14 protein-coding genes are annotated in these 17,022 nt (G+C 55.1%); 6 read left to right on the forward strand and 8 right to left on the reverse strand.

From position 1 onward, the window contains the following. Positions 1 to 222 precede the first annotated feature (222 nt). Positions 223 to 1,098 (forward strand): peptidase C39, encoded by an 876-nt coding sequence (locus tag ABX962_RS11455; protein WP_372719462.1) that lies wholly within the window; start codon positions 223 to 225, stop codon positions 1,096 to 1,098. Between the two features lie 209 nt (positions 1,099 to 1,307). On the opposite strand, the gene hemW is transcribed toward ABX962_RS11455, so the two are convergent. The 3 genes from hemW to ABX962_RS11470 all read right to left on the reverse strand — a co-directional run bounded on the left by hemW (position 1,308) and on the right by ABX962_RS11470 (position 4,213). Continuing rightward, a complete protein-coding gene (gene hemW / locus ABX962_RS11460) occupies positions 1,308 to 2,468 on the reverse strand; it encodes a radical SAM family heme chaperone HemW (RefSeq protein ID WP_372719464.1) in 1,161 nt (386 codons plus the stop codon). A gap of 2 nt (positions 2,469 to 2,470) precedes the next feature. Then, a complete protein-coding gene (locus ABX962_RS11465) occupies positions 2,471 to 3,310 on the reverse strand; it encodes an MBL fold metallo-hydrolase (RefSeq protein WP_372719466.1) in 840 nt (279 codons plus the stop codon). A gap of 99 nt (positions 3,311 to 3,409) precedes the next feature. Then, positions 3,410 to 4,213 carry a segregation/condensation protein A gene (locus ABX962_RS11470; protein ID WP_339946606.1) on the reverse strand — a complete coding sequence of 268 codons (804 nt, stop codon included), beginning with the start codon at positions 4,211 to 4,213 and terminating at the stop codon, positions 3,410 to 3,412. 325 nt (positions 4,214 to 4,538) lie between these two features. Here ABX962_RS11470 and ilvN point away from each other — a divergent pair, with 325 nt between their 5' ends. From ilvN to ABX962_RS11485, 3 genes are all read left to right on the forward strand, one after another. After that, the gene (ilvN, locus tag ABX962_RS11475) at positions 4,539 to 5,078 is read left to right on the forward strand and encodes an acetolactate synthase small subunit (RefSeq protein WP_372719468.1); all 540 of its coding nucleotides are present in this window, start codon (positions 4,539 to 4,541) and stop codon (positions 5,076 to 5,078) included. Between the two features lie 86 nt (positions 5,079 to 5,164). Beyond that, positions 5,165 to 6,169: a ketol-acid reductoisomerase gene (ilvC, locus tag ABX962_RS11480; RefSeq protein WP_339946608.1), complete on the forward strand. Its 1,005-nt coding sequence runs from the start codon at positions 5,165 to 5,167 to the stop codon at positions 6,167 to 6,169. Between the two features lie 3 nt (positions 6,170 to 6,172). Continuing rightward, on the forward strand, positions 6,173 to 6,793 hold the full coding sequence (locus ABX962_RS11485; RefSeq protein WP_372719470.1) for a DUF4254 domain-containing protein: 621 nt from the start codon (positions 6,173 to 6,175) through the stop codon (positions 6,791 to 6,793). Between the two features lie 211 nt (positions 6,794 to 7,004). Here ABX962_RS11485 and leuS read toward each other — a convergent pair whose 3' ends face one another. Then, positions 7,005 to 9,848, reverse strand: a complete 2,844-nt coding sequence (gene leuS, locus ABX962_RS11490) for a leucine--tRNA ligase (RefSeq protein ID WP_372719472.1) — start codon at positions 9,846 to 9,848, stop codon at positions 7,005 to 7,007. Between the two features lie 327 nt (positions 9,849 to 10,175). On the opposite strand from leuS, the gene ABX962_RS11495 reads away from it, so the two are divergent. Next, the gene (locus ABX962_RS11495; protein WP_372719474.1) at positions 10,176 to 11,114 is read left to right on the forward strand and encodes a hypothetical protein; all 939 of its coding nucleotides are present in this window, start codon (positions 10,176 to 10,178) and stop codon (positions 11,112 to 11,114) included. A 28-nt stretch (positions 11,115 to 11,142) separates the two neighbouring features. Here the strand turns inward: ABX962_RS11495 and ABX962_RS11500 are convergent, their stop codons facing one another. The 3 genes from ABX962_RS11500 to ABX962_RS11510 all read right to left on the reverse strand — a co-directional run bounded on the left by ABX962_RS11500 (position 11,143) and on the right by ABX962_RS11510 (position 15,689). Further along, complete coding sequence (locus ABX962_RS11500) at positions 11,143 to 12,480, reverse strand: DUF1552 domain-containing protein (protein ID WP_372719476.1); 1,338 nt, start codon at positions 12,478 to 12,480, stop codon at positions 11,143 to 11,145. Positions 12,481 to 12,502: 22 nt separating this feature from the next. Next, the gene (locus ABX962_RS11505; RefSeq protein ID WP_372719478.1) at positions 12,503 to 14,998 is read right to left on the reverse strand and encodes a DUF1592 domain-containing protein; all 2,496 of its coding nucleotides are present in this window, start codon (positions 14,996 to 14,998) and stop codon (positions 12,503 to 12,505) included. Between the two features lie 301 nt (positions 14,999 to 15,299). Continuing rightward, a complete protein-coding gene (locus tag ABX962_RS11510) occupies positions 15,300 to 15,689 on the reverse strand; it encodes an acyl-CoA thioesterase (RefSeq protein ID WP_372719479.1) in 390 nt (129 codons plus the stop codon). A 168-nt stretch (positions 15,690 to 15,857) separates the two neighbouring features. On the opposite strand from ABX962_RS11510, the gene ABX962_RS11515 reads away from it, so the two are divergent. Next, positions 15,858 to 16,367, forward strand: a complete 510-nt coding sequence (locus ABX962_RS11515; RefSeq protein ID WP_339946580.1) for an acetolactate synthase — start codon at positions 15,858 to 15,860, stop codon at positions 16,365 to 16,367. A gap of 224 nt (positions 16,368 to 16,591) precedes the next feature. Here the strand turns inward: ABX962_RS11515 and ABX962_RS11520 are convergent. Further along, the coding region (locus ABX962_RS11520; RefSeq protein WP_372719482.1) for a helix-turn-helix domain-containing protein at positions 16,592 to 17,022 on the reverse strand (431 nt) is incomplete at its 5' end.

Raw genomic sequence — 17,022 nt, forward strand, 5'->3', positions numbered from 1 at the left:
AATAATTCACAAGAAATTCATCGTCTCTGTCATAGCTGTATCGAAGCGGTTGAGAATTTGAGGTTGAACTGCAAACGTCTGCTCGATTGAGCCGACGTGGTGCCCAAATAACACGGTGTCTGCTTAAATGGCACGAGCCAGCCGCTCGCGAACCACTCGACGACCTCACGCGTATCTCACCGGTGCGTCGGCTCGGTTCCCCATTGCGGTTCAATTGGTTTTATGGACGATCTTTTTCAGGCGATTCTGGTAATGATGAGCCTGTCGTTAGCGGTCGGCATTCTATCGGCTGTCTTGTTAGGCCCAGGGAAGAAAATGGCGTCGTCTCGTGAGGGACAAGGCGTCGTGTTGATGTTGACGATCGTCGTTAGCGGTATGTTTGCGTTTCTGTTCTATTCGGCGGGGCGACTGTATTGGGCCAAGTGGATCGATGATTCTGCAGTGATCGTTTGGTCCAATTTTACGCCGCTGCTTGCCGCGATCGCGGCGGGGATCGTGTATCGATTGCCCAATACGCCTCATTGGCGTCAATCTCTGCTGGCCATGTCGCTTGGTTTTGCGTCATTGGCGACGGTATTGTGGCCGTTTGTGGGTGTTTGGTTGCGTCCGCCTCCGGAAGGGGGCGACGAGGTGTTTCGCGGAATCACGCTACAGACATCGTGGGCAACCTGCAGCCCCTGCGCGGCCGCCACGTTCCTGCGAGCGGGCGGGATCGAGGCGAGCGAAAAGGAACTGATTCCTCTGTGTTTGACCGACGAAAGTGGGACACCCACGCTCGGTTTGTTTCGTGGAGTGAAATGGATGGCCAACCGTCATCACCGGGATGTTCAAGCACTGACGCTTAGCTTGGATCAACTCGAGTCTGAGAATATTTGGCCTGTGTTGATTATGGTCGAGTTGCCGATTTCCGGAGTGGACGATCCACGCTACGCCGACCAATGGGGTTGGGTCCCAGGACTCGGCCACAGCGTGGTGCTGCTAGGTAAAAACTCGCGAGGCGGGTTTGTGGTCGCGGACCCAGCGGTCGGAGCCGAGATTTGGACCCGCGCCGACTTGGAAGTGTTGTGGCATGGCAACGCGATTAGGTTCCGTGAGTGAGGAGACACGGAGACACGGAGACACGGAGACACGGAAGGAGTGGCCGGGGAGGGCTGGTTGCACTGAACTTGCACTGTCCATTTCTAACACTCCGAGGCCCCACCCAGAGCTTGCTCCGCTCGCTCTGACCTCCCCAAAACAAGTTTCGGGGAGGTGAAAGAAATGGCTAAATTGGCCGATGACAGGCTGGAAGCCTATCCCACAATTGCTCAGCCGAGTAGCTCGGATGCGACCGAATCGGCAAACAGAATTCCTTGTTCGCTCAAGCGGATGTGATTTCCCTGTCGCTCAAGCAGGCCTTGCGCAATCGACTTTTCAATCGCATCACCGCATTCCCGTTGAAGGTCGATCTTGGTTTCGTGGGCAAGGGATTCGATGTCGATACCATCGATCATGCGGATGCCAAACGCGGCGCGTTCCCGTGCGTATTGCAGCGGTGTGATTGCGTCGGATTCGGCGACGGGCGATTCGTTTCGCTCCATTCGCTTTAGATACGTGGTGGTGCTGCGATGATTGACTTCACGATGTCCGCCAACAAAGCGGGCTGCACCCGGGCCGGCGGCGTACCAGCCTCGACCTTGCCAGTACGCGAGGTTGTGGCGACAACGAAATCCTTCACGAGCAAAGTTGGAAATCTCGTAGTGACTCAGTCCTCGCGCGGCCGATTGTTCACGCGTCATCATGTACATCGCGACTTCGCTCGCCTCGTCCACTCCATCCAACCGCCCGGCGCGTTTCGCCGTCCAAAACGCCGTCCCTTTTTCGAACGTTAACGCATAAGTCGACAGATGGTTGATCGGCAAATCGAGTGCGGTTTGTAAATCTGCCTGCCAATCGGCAACGGTTTCCTGCGGCGCGGCGAAAATCAAATCAATCGAAACGTTGCCAATCCACTTCGCCGCCAATTCGATCGCCGCAGCGGCTTGAGCAGCAGTATGGCTGCGCTCCAATAATTTTAATTTCGTTGGCGTAAAAGACTGCACCCCGAGGCTGATGCGGTTGATCCCGTGATCGGCCAGCACGCGTAGTTTCTCTTCGTCGATATCTTCGGGGTTGGCTTCGACACTGCGCTCGGCTTGCTCGGTCAGACAAAATCGCAGCTCGATCTGTTTCAGTAGCCATTCGAGCTGGGGGATGCTTAGATGCGTCGGAGTTCCGCCGCCTAAAAACAGCGTGTCGATTTGAGGGCGATCAAGTTGCCCAAGTTCTTGATCGATGGCGGACAAAAATGGCTGGACCAAGTCATCGCGGTCGGCGATCACGGAAAAGTTGCAATAGCCACAGCGATGTCGACAAAACGGAACATGAACGTAGGCCGATCGAGGTGTCGGCCAAGTCCAATCGAGAGGGGCATGCGAAGCAGATTGCATGTTTAAAGCCACAGTTTCATGCGGCCACCGAGGGCATCGGGAAGTGCCTTTTGAGCGAGCCGCTTTACTTGCGCGTCGTTGTAACGCGTGCTGAGGTGAGATGCGATGATTAATTCGTTCTGGAAACGGTCGGCACGTTGCCGGTAATCGTCAATGTGCATATGGCCGTGCTTGTGGATTTTTTCTTTGCGGTGCTCGGGCGCGACGAAAGTAAGTTCGCTGACCAACGTTTTGGCTTCGTAAAAGACAGGATTGTTGTCGAGTCCCGGCGGCGAGGTGTCACCGGTATAGGCGAATACCGGTACGCGTGTCTCTTCGGTAATCTCGGTTCCCGCAAGTTTCAGGTCGCGGATCTTATCGCCTTCGAGTCCTTGGAATTCGGGCTTTAATTTGTGACGCCGCTGGTGGATGACAAATCCGAGTGAATCGATTGTGTGACGCGTCGGCAGGGATGTGACGATGTACTCGCGGCTGATGGACGTTTCATCGCCGGGCAGCAGTCCGATCAATTCGCAAGGCATCGCACCGCGATCGAGTCGGCGGAATAACTGCAACATGTCCCAAGTGGCGTCGACTGCGGAATCGGGAAGGTAGATCACTGGCGGATCCATTTTCATCATCCGCCGCCGCGAAACGTAGGCGGGTAAGGCGGCGACGTGGTCGAGATGCGTATGCGAGATAAACATGGTGGGCGTGCCCATGAAGTCCCACGGCTGCCCGCCACAATCAAACAGCACCTTCAGCTCATTGACGCGCCAATACGTTTGCACGGCCGCACGCGAGTAGCCTTCAATAGTCAGACCATTGTGGACGTGAGAAAGAACAGGAAGGTTTTCAACCATCGGGCCGTAGCATTGAGTGCAAATTGTGAAGGAACTTGTCTGGGCCCGAACAAGATATCGTGAAGCGTTCGTTTGCTGTACCGGACGCGATCAGCGACTTTATCGCATGCGGATCGGCATGTTGCTCGCTTCAATCGCTTTGGTGCCGTAGTTATCGACTTCGTTGACATTCAAACTGTCCGAATAGTTCGCCGTGCGGACGACATAGATATCGCCATGCTCGTGCTGCAGGACCGCGGCGCCATGGTGCCGGGTCAATTCGAGTGTGGCTAGAAACCAGCCGATCAGCGACGATTTGTGGATGCCGCCGGTGACCAGGTCCATCAAATGCACCTGTTCGGAAGTTTGCAGTCGTTCGTGAATTCGCTGCATATAGACGTGGATCGGCGTGTCGTCGTAGACCACTTCGGTGGCGGGCGGGCCGGCGGCTTCACGCATAATTCGCCCGAACGCGCTGACTAAGTCCCAGATTTCCAGGTCGATGATCGGTTGATCCCCCAAATCGACCCGGCGGGTGGGCAGATCGTCCGACATTCGCTCGTACCGCTGCTGCCACCGACTGCCCATCTCGTCAAGAATCGAGGCGGCGTCGCGGATTTCTTTGTATTGCAGCAGCCGTTCGATCAGCTCGGATTGCGGATCGACAATCTCTTCCTCTTCGCTGTCTTCGACAATTTTGGGCAATACCGCCTGACTTTTCATCTCGACCAACGTCGATGCCAAGTCGAGAAAGTCGCCCACATCGCCCAAGTCCAACTCTTGCAAAATATCCATATAGCCGAGGTACTGGTCGACAATCTTGGACAATGACACCTCCGGAAGCGACACTTCCTGGCGACGAACCAAGTAGAGCAGCAGGTCGAGCGGGCCACGATATGCTGGCAATTCAACACGAAAATTCATGGTTTTGCCGAGGTTCCAGGCGGTGCGAACGGAGCGAATGGAGAAGATGGGGGGAGATTACGAGCGGAAAACGTATCGATCCGCACCTCACATTAGCTTAGCAACCAAGTTCACTCTAGAGACGTTTTTATGGTTATTTGCCGCGTTTTCGCGTGAACATCCTGGGCGGCCGAGCTGTCCTCGCCGGTGGCGACCCATGGGACACGTGACGATTCGCTTCGGAACGTGTCTAAGCCCTTGTTGGTTTTTGTCGCCAAAATTATCATGCTACGCTCGACAAAGCGGTTCAATCCAAATCCTCGTAGATGACGACACCCCCCATCTGATGAGCAACGACAACCAGCGGCATGTGCTCAGTGCACTTGTCCAAAACGTTCCAGGCGTTCTGGCCCACATCTCCGGCATGCTTGCCTCACGCGGATACAACATCGATTCGCTTGCGGTCGGTGAGACCGAAGACAAGCATCTTTCTCGCATGACGTTTGTCGTCGTGGGAGACGACCGCGTGCTTGAGCAGGTCGGCAAGCAGCTGGAAAAGATTGTGACGGTCGTCCAAGTGCTGGACGTCAGTAGTCGTGATTACGTCGAACGAGACCTATTGTTAATGAAGGTCAAGGCTCCCGCCGGTCCGGTCCGCAGCGAAATTCGAGAGCTTGTCGATATTTTTCGTGGCAAGATCGTCGACGTCGGCCCGAGTGAAATCATGGTCGAAATCAGCGGTCGCGAGAACAAGGTGCAAGCGTTCATCGAGCGGATGCGTCCTTACGGGATTACCGAATTGGCTCGTACCGGTCGCATTGCAATGGTTCGCAGCGATGCCGGGGTGCCACGCATCAGCGACTCGCCCAAAGCGGTGACGGTCTAACGATTCAACGTTCTGCCGCCCCCCCAAAGTTTTCTTAAACACATAGACAATTTCTTACTTAACAACCCAAAGATTTGAGCCCTGTTATGGCTGCTACGATTTACTACGAAAACGATGCCGATCTGTCTCACCTCAAAGGCAAGACCGTCGCAATTCTTGGCTACGGTTCGCAAGGTCACGCACAGGCTCAAAACCTTCGCGACAGCGGATGTGATGTGATCATCGGGCAACGCCCCGGCTCGGCGAACTACGACTTGGCCGTTTCACACGGCTTCAAGCCAATGTCGATCGACGAAGCGACCAAAGCAGCCGATGTCATCAACGTCCTGCTTCCCGATGAAGTTCAAGGCGACATCTATCGCCAACACATCGAGCCAAACTTGAAGCCTGGCAATGTTTTGATGTGCTCGCACGGTTTCAATATCCACTTCGGCCAAATCGAGCCGCCCAAGGGAATCGACACTTTGTTGGTTGCTCCCAAAGGCCCTGGCCACTTGGTGCGTAGCGAATACGAAAAAGGTGGCGGCGTCCCTTGTTTGATCGCGCTTGGTGATGGAGCTTCGGAATCCACCAAGCAAATCGGTTTGGCTTACGCCAAAGCGATCGGCGGAACGCGTGGTGGTGTGATCGAGACCACGTTCGCCGAAGAGACTGAAACCGATTTGTTCGGAGAACAAGTTGTGCTTTGCGGCGGCGTTAGCGAGTTGGTCAAGGCTGGCTTTGAAACGCTTGTCGAAGCAGGCTATCAGCCTGAAATGGCTTACTTTGAGTGCATGCACGAATTGAAGCTGATCGTCGATTTGTTGTACCAAGGTGGTTTGAGCTACATGCGTTATAGCATCAGCAATACTGCCGAGTACGGCGACTACGTCAGCGGTCCACGCATCATTACGGACGAAACCAAAGCCGAAATGAAGAAGATTTTGACTGAAATCCAACACGGTGAATTCGCTCGCAAGTGGATTTCGGAAAATCGTGCCGGTGCACCTTTCTTCAAGGCTACGCGTCGTTTGGAACGAGAACACGGTGTCGAGCAAATCGGCCGTGGGCTTCGCCGCATGATGACTTGGATCGACGAAAAGGAAGTTTGATCCATGGCAATGTCAGGTCAATTGCCAGTGCTTCAGGTAACGGATCTGACGCGGATGCAAATCGAATTGGTTCGGCGTTGGCACGTCGAACCGATCGATCATGCATTTGTAGGACTGAAGGGTCTTGTTTGTGATCAGCATGCCATCAACTTTCAGTTGTGGCACGAGGAGGACAAGGCTCGGAGTCCCAACGCGACCGACACGGAAATTGCAGCCGTCAAGCGTACGATTGATGGATTGAATCAGCAGCGTCACAACCAGATCGAAAAAGTGGATGACGCGATTTCCGAAGCGGTTGCTGCAGCGGGCATCCATGTCGCTGCCGACGCGCCGATCAACACCGAGACGCCGGGCAGTGTGATCGATCGCCTCTCTATTTTATCGCTGCGGCTGTTTCACTACGGTGAGCAATGTGAACGCAGTGACACCGAGCAAGAGCATCGTGCAAAAGTCGCTCAGCGGCTTGCGGTCTGTGAGACACAGCTAGCCGATTTATCGCTGTCGCTACAGCAATTGTTGGATGACATTTTTGCCGGACGAAAGCGTCACAAGACGTATCGTCAGATGAAAATGTACAACGACGCCTCGCTCAACCCTGCGATCTATAACGCAGGCAAGTCGTAACCTTGAATTTAGCTCCCCTGTGGGGAGGTCAGAGTCGGCGGTAGCCGGCTCACCGGTGGGGCTCGTTGTGTTAGCAGTGGATTGTGTGAGCATGGTTTCACCAGCCCTCCCCGACCGCTTCGTGCGGTCGCCCCTCTCGGCGGGAGGGTGGGCTTGTTGGGCCGGAGCTATGCTCCGGCCGACAATTGAAATGCCCCGTGAAGATCCTCGTTTATTTCACGACAAGGTTCACCAAGCGACCAGGGACGACAATTTGTTTGACGATCGTTTTGCCCGCCAACTGCTCGCTTACTTTGGCGTCGGCCAAGGCGATTTCGATCAATTGATCCTTGTTTGCGTCGGGAGCCACGTTGATCTTGGCTTTGATCTTTCCATTGATTTGGACGGGAATCTCGATGCTGCTTTCCACCAATGCGGCTTCGTCCCACTCGGGCCACGCGGCTTTGGCAATACAGCCTTCGCCGCCCAACAGCATCCATAGTTCTTCGGCCAAGTGCGGAGCGTAAGGTGACAACAAAATCAAGAAGCTCTTCATCGCTTTACGCGGACGTTTCTCGCAGCGAGTGAAGAAGTTTGTGAATTCCATCATGCGAGCGATCGCCGTGTTGAAACTCATCGCTTCGGTGTCTTCGGTGACTTTGCGAATCGTTTGGTGCAGCGTTCGCAATTGGTCTTCGTCACACGCATCGTCGGTGATGGCGTCGCACAGCACGATTTCGTCGGCATCCTGATCGATGATCATTCGCCAGACGCGATCCAAGAAATTGCGGACTCCGCCGACACCGTCCATCGACCAAGGCTTGGTCGCTTCGAGTGGTCCCATGAACATCTCGTACAATCGCAGCGCATCGGCGCCGTAATCCCGCACGACGGCGTCGGGATTGACGACGTTGCCGCGGCTCTTGGACATTTTATCGGCTTTTGCCAATACTTTGAAATCGGTGCCCGCCAAGAACGTGTTGCCTTTGCGTTTTTCGGTTTCATCATCACTTAAGTCCGAGCCATCGGCTTGTTTTAAGATGACGGATGCTTTGTCGCCATCGTCCACGCGATCGCCACAGATTCCTTTGGCATCGAGATCGGCTTTCGCGGCTTGGTAATCTTCGTCGCTCATGTGGTACTGGGGCGAACCGAGGATCATGCCTTGGTTGACCAGCCGGCCAAACGGTTCGGGGGTACTAACGTGTCCGCGATCGTAAAGGACTTTGTGCCAAAAACGCGAGTACAACAAATGCAACACCGCGTGCTCCGCCCCGCCGACATACAAGTCGACTGGCATCCACTGCTTTTCTTTTTCCGGATCGATCATCGCTTGATCGTTCTTTGGATCGATGTATCGCAGGTAGTACCAACATGAACCGGCCCACTGAGGCATCGTGTTGGTTTCGCGGCGGTAGCGTTTGCCATCGATCGTAACGTACAACCAATCGTCATCGGCTTTGGCCAACGGCGGTTCGGGGCGTCCATGCGGCTTGTAGTCTTTTAGATCCGGAAGTCGCACGGGAAGTTCCGCAGCATCCACGGCTCGCTTGACCCCCGTGGGCTCGCCGTTTTCGTCGAGCTCATGCAGGATTGGGAACGGCTCGCCCCAGAATCGTTGGCGACTAAACAACCAATCGCGAAGTTTGAAATTGACTGCCTCACTGCCCTGTCCTGATTCGGACAACCATGCTGTCACAGCCGTTTTGACTTCGTCGGTGGTTTTGCCATTGAAGTCACCACTGTTGATCGCCCGGCCTTGAGCCGCGAAGCAGACTTCGCCCGCCAGGATCGCATCGCGGTTAGGGTCATCCGCAGCGGGATCGACCACGGGGACAACTTTCAAATCGAACTGTTTGGCAAATTCAAAGTCACGTTCGTCGTGAGCAGGAACGGCCATGATCGCCCCGGTTCCATAGCCCGCCAACACATAGTCGGCGACCCAGATTGGGATCGCTTCGCCATTGACGGGATTGATTGCCGTCGATCCGGTGAAGACGCCGGTTTTGACTTTATCACCTTCGGTGCGTTCGCGGTCGCTTTTGAAAGATGCTTTTTCGCGATACGCGTTGACGGCCTCGGACTGCGCCGCGGTCGTCAATCGATCGACCAACGGGTGTTCGGGCGAGACGACCATATAGGTCGCTCCGAACAAGGTGTCTGGACGGGTCGTGTAGACGCGCAAGGCATCCTCACCTGCCTCGGCAGGGAATGCATTCTTAGCACGCTCTGTCTTCCAGGCGTCAAAGTGCTCGGCATCGCCGATATAGAAATCGACTTCGGCCCCGGTGCTGCGGCCGATCCAATCGGTTTGCAGTTTCTTGATCCCGGTGGGCCAATTCAATTCGTCCAATCCGTCAGCCAAACGCTCGGCGTACGCGGTGATCCGCAGCATCCATTGACGCAGCGGGATGCGTTTGACGGGATAGCCTCCGCGGTCGCTTTTACCATCGATCACCTCTTCGTTGGCCAAAACGGTGCCAAGTTCTTGGCACCAATTCACCAAGGCGTCGTCTTGATAGGCCAACCGCTGCGAATCGCGATACGCTTCGATTGCCGCGTCGCCTTGCGATTGCACCTCCGCAGGGATCGGCAATTCCGCGATCGGACGTCCTTTCTGGGCATCGCTGTCAAACCAGGTGTCGTACAAAACCAGAAAGATCCACTGGGTCCAGCGAAAATAATCTTCGTCCGTGGTCGCCAGTACCCGGTCCCAGTCGTAGCTGAAGCCCAGCATTTTGAGTTGGCGGGTGAAGTTATCGATATTTTTCTGGGTTTGAACGCGAGGATGTTCGCCGGTTTTGATCGCGTGTTCTTCGGCGGGCAATCCGAATGCGTCAAATCCCATTGGGTGCAGCACGCTTTCACCTCGTGCTCGGGCAAAACGCGAAATGATGTCGGTCGCCGTGTAGCCTTCGGGGTGCCCGACATGTAGCCCATCGCCGCTGGGGTAGGGAAACATGTCCAAAACGTAACGTTTTTTGCCTGCAGGAGTTTCCGGAGTGGCGAAAGAGTGGTTTTGTTCCCAATAAGCTTGCCAGCGTGGCTCAATTTCGGCGGGATTGTAACGAGGCATGGAAGATTCGGCTTTGGCGTAAGAGGGGAAAATCCGGAGCGTTCAAAGGGAGAATTCTAGGAAATACGGGCACAGATGAAAGGTGGACCCAAAAAGCAACGTTTTTGTTCGGCCGCGCCCGCGAATTCACCCTCCCCCTGGGAGGGTCGGCCGCAGGAAGCGGCCGGGGAGGGCTGGTGAATTCTCGCTCGAACGGTTTACTTCTAACACAACAAGCCCCACCGGTGAGCCGGCTGCCGCCGACTCTCACCTCCCCTTTGGGGGAGGTGAATAAGCATCTTTTCGCGGTTGACGCTTCCGCTTGGGAATCGTTACAGAGCAAGCACCATGAGACTCACGTTGCTTCGTATGACGCTCCTTTGCGCCGGGATTGCCCTCGGCGTCGGTTGTCGCACGCGCGCTTCGATCGCGATTTGGACGCCTCCGACGCTGCAATCCGCCGTGGGCAAACGAGTGGCTGTGGCCAAGGTGGTCGGCCCCGAGAAAATCGCGAAAAAAATTCAACAGCAACTCATTGCCTCGGCCCCTACCGATGACGGACGGGAACTTGATCTTGTCGATTCGCAAACGCTGCAACAGAAATCCGCAGTTCGCTTGGTCGCTGCGACCGAGGATGAATCGAGCGATGTGGCGCTCGCTTCGGTCGCTCGCCGCGAGGGATACGATTATCTGCTTCGCGGTGAAGTGCTTCCCGAACGGACTCACGGTGCACGCCCAGCGGACCCCGATAAACTGACGATCTCGTGGCGATTGACCGCAATCGATGGACATTCGGCCTCGGGCGGAAAACCGGTTGTGGTGGAGCGTGAGGCGGCGGTCAAACGTTATCCCGACTTGGCCCTGATCATCGACCCCGACGAACAAATGGTTGCGGCCGCGGTGCGTGATTCCTATCGATTGTTGTCGCCATCACTTGACCACGAAACCGTCTCGCTCGCGGCCCCCATGCTGACGCTCGGAAAATCAGATGTGCTGCGTGGCAATGCTGCGGCGCGGCGAGGTGACTGGCAGCAAGCGACAGAGTATTGGACCAAGGCGGCTGAAGAGCATCCGATGCAGGCTGCCGCAACGCACAACTTGGCATTGGCTGCTGCTGCTTCGCAAGATTTCTCGCGGGCGAAACAACTCGCTCGTAAAGCGGTCCGGCAATACCCCATTCCGATGTACCAGCGGACATCGGTATGGATCGAGCGTACCCAGCGGCAATACCACAAGGCTTTCAACTTGCCGGATCCACCCGAGGGTTGGTTCGTGACCCGGCGATAATCTCTAGCAGGTAACCGCCACGTCGCGTCTAACCCAACTCTTCGAGCCGGCCGCTGCTGTCGCCGATCGATTCGGCAGGCGTTCCCATTTTGTCGAGCATCGACAGGAATAGATTCGCCATCGGACGCTCGGACTTGGTTTCGATGTAACGTCCCGTGCGAATTTGTCCGCCAGCACCCCCGGCGAGCACGATCGGCAAATCTTCGTGACGATGACGATTGCCATCACTGATTCCGCTGCCATACAATACCATCGACTGATCCAGAAGGGTGCCTTCGCCTTCCTTGATCGACTCGAGTCGCTCGAGGAAGTAGGCGAATTGCTCAACCAAGTAGCGGTCAATCTTTTTCAGTTGGGCTACTTGATCTTCCTGGTTGCGATGATGGCTCAGTTGGTGGTGTCCTTCTTTGACATCGATTTCCGAGTAGCGGCGACTGCCGCCGGCGGAGTCAAGCATCAATGTGGCGACTCGGGTTGTATCGGTTTGGAATCCCACAGCCATGATGTCGTACATCAGTCGTGCGTGTTCACGAAACGCCTCGATGCGACCATAGGGAACATCCAGGTCCGGCATTGCGGCACGATCCGCTTGCTCGCTGCGCAATATTCTCGCTTCGATTTCACTGACACTGGTGAAATATTCGTCGAGTTTGCGTTGGTCTGATCGCCCCACGTTTTTCATCAGTCGTTTGGCGTCCGCGGCGACCACATCCAAGATACTCTTGCGATAGAAATCGCGTTCGCGACGCGCCGAGTCGCTACCGGAATCAAACATTCGCTCGAATGCCATCCGCGGACTGACTTCTTTGGGCATCGGTTGCGATTCGCTACGCCACGAGATGTTAGACGAATAGGCACAGCTGTAACCACTGTCACAACTGCCCGCGTTACGACTCCCTTGCAAACCAAGTTCGATCGATGGCAAAGTCGTCTTGCCTACCAATTGGTTGGCCGCGACTTGATCGACCGAGACACCGAGTTTGATATTGCTGCTGGTTTTCACAGGGCGAGCGGCGGTAAGGAAGGTCGAACCGCCTCGAGCGTGATCGCCTGCACCGTCTTTGTGCGCCCGCCCGTTGTCATGCGCAAGCCCCGAGATCACATTGATCTTGGATTTAAATGACTCCAGCGGTTTCAGTGTCGGAGAGAGTTGCCAATCATCGCCGCTGCCGGTCGGTTTCCATTCCGGAACGATTACCCCGTTGGGAAAGAAAATGCACGCCATGCGAACTGGCTTCTCGGCTGCGACAGTCGCACTGGACGCAAATGCGCTTCGCGCCAATGGAGTCATGGATTCGAGCAATGGTAGTCCCATGGCAAGTCCGGCACCGCGAAGCATTGTTCGTCGATTGATTGGCTGGCTCATCGTTTCTCCTCCAAGAGATAGTTTAGTTGGAACGCAAGTGGTTCTGAAAGGGACTACTACGCACCACTTCAAGAATTAAATCCGTAAAGCGATATTCATCTTTTACCGTGTTTTTCGCGATCAATTCGATCACACAGCGATCCGCAGGCGACAATTCTCGGCCGAGTGAAAAGGTCAATAGACGACGAATTGCGGTTCTGGCGAACGCATCTTTCTCACTATTGCCGAGCATCTCGGCCAAATCGGCGGCACCCGAAAAGCGACGACCACCGGGCAGTTTGCCGGAAGCGTCAATTTTTGACTTCGTTGTCGATTCGCGGAACTGACCGACCGCGTCAAATTGTTCTAATCCAAATCCGAGTTGATCCATCACGCGGTGACACGCTGCGCAACTTGGGTCGGCACGGTGGATTTCGAGCTGTTCGCGGAACGACGCGTTGGCGTCCGCGGTTTGCGTTTCCTCTAGCTCCGGGACTCCGGCCGGTGGATCCGGTGGAGGCGTGCCAAGGATGTTCTCGAGAATCCATTTGCCTCGCTGTACCGGCGAGGTGCGATTGGGGTTGCTTGTTAACGTCAAAACGCTGGCGTGCGAAAGGACTCCGCGGCGAGGGGTTGCCTTGAGGGACACCCGCTCGAATTGTTCCTTGCCACTATGTTCGGCTTTGTAGAACCCTGCGAGTTGCGGATTCAAGAACGTGTAGTCCGCGGTCAGCAATTCGTGTGCAGGCCGATTCTCACGCACCAGATGCATGAACAATCGCTTGGTTTCTTCGGACATCGCATTGGCAAGCGAGTCGTTGTATTTGGGAAACAGCTTTTCATCGGCTTCATGCCCATTCAGATTGCGAAGCCCGAGCCACTGTGCCGCAAATTCACTGCCGAGTGCATCGGCTCGATCATCCTTTAGCATGCGTCGAACGTGATCTTCGATTGCCTTGCCTTTCAGCTTGCCTTCGTCAGCGTCCTTCAGCAACGCTTCGTCCGGTGTGCTGCTCCACAAAAAATAGGATAATCGAGTTGCAAGTTGATGCTGCGTAAGTTGGACATCGGCAGCCTTGCCCTCTGCGTTTTCGGTCTCTGCAGGAGTTTCAACGCGAAACAGGAAGCGAGGTGACATCAGAATTCCGGTGACTGCGATTTGCAGCCCGCGGTAGTAGCTCTCGTCTCGTTTGGTGGTAATTTCAACCAACGAGGCAAACTGCTTGACTTCGTCGTCAGTGACCGGTCCGCGAAATGCTCGTCGCATAAGCGGTTTGAGACATTCGCTTGCCGATTCGACCACGTTCTTCCACTGTTTTTTACCACCATCGTAGCTGGCGGTTTTGCGAACGATCTCCAAATGCGATTTAGGCAGTTCCTCTTTTCGCGATCCTCGCGGTCCGTCCAAGCTAAGACGCCGAACCATGTGAGGATACTTTTCGATGTCGAATTTGCCACTCGGTTGCAACGCCTTCTTGCTGTCAGCGTGCTGCTTGTCGATCACCTCTTTGGTTAAGTCGCCATGTTGCTTGAACTTCGTTTTGCCGACTTCGGCGTCCTCATCAAGCGGTGCGATTTGGAATCGGTACGATCCTTTTTTGAGTCGGAAGCGTTTTTCTTCGCTCTGACTGCCACCGCTGCCGCCGAAGTATTTGAGTTTGTATTTGGCGAGCAAAATTCCATCGTTGTCGAAGATGCCAAATTGTCCCGGTTCGGCTTTCTCATCCGTAACTCCGCCATACAGACGCACCGAGTATTCGCCATCGACAGGAACGTCGACTTCGGTCCACACATAGGCGTCGGGGGCAAGGAAGCGACCATTGAAACTTCCCGTCTTTGATTCACCGCGAACATACAAACGATCACTCGCGAGATCGGCATCAAGTTTGGGAAGCGTCGCCGGATCGATGATCACATGGGAGGCGACTTCTTCGGCCGCTTCGAAATACTTTTCCATCAACAACGGAGACAATGTTAAAACGTCACCGTTGTTGTCGAAACCTCCGCCCACTTCATCCGACGGAAACGCGTCGGCGGGGCGAAGATCGATGTGAAATAGATCGCGAATGGTGTTGTTGTATTCGGCTCGGTTCAACCGGCGTGTGGTGGCATTACTGGGGGCACGACGCGAATTGCAGGCGACGCTGTAAAGGATTTGTTCGAGCGACTCGACCAAGGCCTTGCGCTCTTCGTCGCTGGGCAGATCGGCGTCCTCCGGAGGCATGGCACCGAACCGCACGATCTCGAGCACTCGTTCCACCGATCCGAGGTCCGCGTCAATCGACTGAATGTCTTTGTAGACGTTCAGATTGAGACCCGCGTCGCCGTCGTCGGAACCATGGCAATCGACGCAGAGACGCTCGACGAGCGGCCAACCGGTGTTTTGCCACAATTCGACCGAAGCTTGCAGGTCGTCAGAGACGTTTTCTTGCGGGCCCGAGGCCTTTTCAGCAGTGGCATCTTGTTGAGCAACGGCAGTCCGATTCCCCGCAAAACAGAGGGCAATGCTCAACAGGAACAGAATTGCGCGAAATGGCATTGGAAAAAAATGCAATGAATTTCTTGGGTGGGATGGGGAAACAGTCGCGAATCTCCGACGTTGGGGCGTCGGTCGACGATTCGGAATCGTGGCAGCGCGATGTTAAAGGGGTGGGGGGGTAGGTGGGATGTGATGGAAGTCACACTGCTGAACATTGTACGGGATTCGCAGGGTGGATCCAGCATAATTTAGCCGTTAACGCTGTGGAAACGGCCGTGTTTGACAAAATTCGGCTGAAAATGGGACGGAAAGTCGCCATTCCATTGCAAATGGGTGGGGCCTGGGCATTGGGTCTGGGGGGCTAGGCAAAACGACAGGGGCGTCCTTTTTCATCGACACAGGCGATCGTCGAAGTGGCTTCGACCACCAGTTGATCGCCTCGTTCAATGCGATATTGGTGATAAAGCCGGACTTTCTTGGCATCGATCAACGTGGTCGTCACGGTAAGAACATCGTCAAATTCCGCGGCAGCGAAATACTTAATATTCATTTCGGTAACAACTAACATCCGGCCGGACGCTTCAAATTGCTTGTAGCTGACCCCGCCTGCACGCAGCATTTCGACCCGGCCTCGCTCGAAATAATTCAGGTAATTGGCGTGATGAACACGTTTCTGTCCGTCGGTTTCGTTGTATTCGACGCGAACTTCGATTTGGTGAGTTGAACCGTTTTTCAGTAGATCCGAATCCATCAAGCTTCCTGTTTATCCGTTTAATCGTGCGAAATTGGTCTGAATTTGACAATTCTGTGTCGTCTCGGTGTTAAGCCCAGAATTGGCGAAGATTGACCGCGAATGTGGTCGAAGCGTAAACTTCTTCTTGATTTTCTATCAGTAATCACGCACAAAAACGAGCTTGCGATGAGCGTTGGCGATGGATCCGATTCAGTGACCGCATATCAGACCTCGCGTGGTCGAAATTATCCGGCACTTCGCCAGTTCACGGTTTTCTTGGAAAATCGCGTTGGCCAGCTCTTGGAAGTGGTCAAGCGGTTCGAAGGGACCGGGATCCGCATTTGTGCCCTCTCGATCAGTGATGCCGCGGAATGCGCGTTTGTGCGTTTTTTAGTGAGCGATGCCGATCGTGGGCGAGAAATCCTTGAACGCAGTGGTTTGGCGATCATCGAGACCGATCTGATTGGTGTCGAATTGCCCACCGGCCCCCAGCCGCTGCTGCGGGTATGCACGGCGCTGCTGCAGGCCGAATTAAATATCGTGCAAGCCTATCCGCTGCTGGTTCGGCCTCATGGCAAACCCGCCGTGGCGATCATGGTTGAGAATATCGATTTCGCGATGAAGACGCTTCTCGAAAAGGGCTTCCAAATTTTGACCGAAGGCGACTTGGAAGATAATCCCATCAACGAGCAGTAATTGAGTGGGAAGGCCGGGATCGCAGCGGATTTCCGGTATGAGGCGGAAAGAGAGTGAGGAGTGAGGAGTGAGGAGTGAGGAGTGAGGAGTGAGGAGTAAAAAAAAGTCCCCCGGGGAGGGCTGGTGACGCTGAACGTGTCTAACACCGCGAGGCCTCACCGGTGCGCCGGCGACTGCCCACTCAGAGCCTGCCTCCAATAAGTTTTGGGAAGTTCAAGTTTGGGTCACGCCGTTTCGCTTTCGGGCGGGTAGCGTTTGATCCATTCGCGCAGTGTGCCTCGGTGAATCCCAAGCATGTCGGCGGCGGCGGCTCGATTGCCCTCGGTATGCCGAAGCACGATTTGAAGCAGAATGGGCATCGTCGCTGATTGAAACCGTTCGTTCAGATCGATTAGATTTTCGCTGCCGGCGGATAACTCTTGGGTCGTCCACGCTGCCACCGCTGAACTGAGTGAATCCAGCGGCGTTCTTGCGGTAACGCTACTGCTTTGTCGTTCGTCCGGAAAGTCACTCAACAGCAGCGGTCGACCTCGCGCGATCACCGATGCATGCTCGACCGCGTTACGCAGTTCGCGAACGTTCCCCCACCAAGACCGCTGCTTCAACGCCTCGATCAGCGAGGGATCCGTTGCATTTTTGGGCGACGGGTAGCCCA

Origin of the sequence: Novipirellula sp. (assembly GCF_041583735.1) — a bacterium.
Classification (GTDB): domain Bacteria; phylum Planctomycetota; class Planctomycetia; order Pirellulales; family Pirellulaceae; genus Novipirellula.

Coding starts and splice junctions, on each gene's coding strand:
- ABX962_RS11455 (WP_372719462.1), top strand. CDS start 223: ATGGACGATCTTTTTCAGGCGATTCTGGTAATGATGAGCCTGTCGTTA.
- hemW (WP_372719464.1), bottom strand. CDS start 2,468: ATGCAATCTGCTTCGCATGCCCCTCTCGATTGGACTTGGCCGACACCT.
- ABX962_RS11465 (WP_372719466.1), bottom strand. CDS start 3,310: ATGGTTGAAAACCTTCCTGTTCTTTCTCACGTCCACAATGGTCTGACT.
- ABX962_RS11470 (WP_339946606.1), bottom strand. CDS start 4,213: ATGAATTTTCGTGTTGAATTGCCAGCATATCGTGGCCCGCTCGACCTG.
- ilvN (WP_372719468.1), top strand. CDS start 4,539: ATGAGCAACGACAACCAGCGGCATGTGCTCAGTGCACTTGTCCAAAAC.
- ilvC (WP_339946608.1), top strand. CDS start 5,165: ATGGCTGCTACGATTTACTACGAAAACGATGCCGATCTGTCTCACCTC.
- ABX962_RS11485 (WP_372719470.1), top strand. CDS start 6,173: ATGGCAATGTCAGGTCAATTGCCAGTGCTTCAGGTAACGGATCTGACG.
- leuS (WP_372719472.1), bottom strand. CDS start 9,848: ATGCCTCGTTACAATCCCGCCGAAATTGAGCCACGCTGGCAAGCTTAT.
- ABX962_RS11495 (WP_372719474.1), top strand. CDS start 10,176: ATGAGACTCACGTTGCTTCGTATGACGCTCCTTTGCGCCGGGATTGCC.
- ABX962_RS11500 (WP_372719476.1), bottom strand. CDS start 12,480: ATGAGCCAGCCAATCAATCGACGAACAATGCTTCGCGGTGCCGGACTT.
- ABX962_RS11505 (WP_372719478.1), bottom strand. CDS start 14,998: ATGCCATTTCGCGCAATTCTGTTCCTGTTGAGCATTGCCCTCTGTTTT.
- ABX962_RS11510 (WP_372719479.1), bottom strand. CDS start 15,689: ATGGATTCGGATCTACTGAAAAACGGTTCAACTCACCAAATCGAAGTT.
- ABX962_RS11515 (WP_339946580.1), top strand. CDS start 15,858: ATGAGCGTTGGCGATGGATCCGATTCAGTGACCGCATATCAGACCTCG.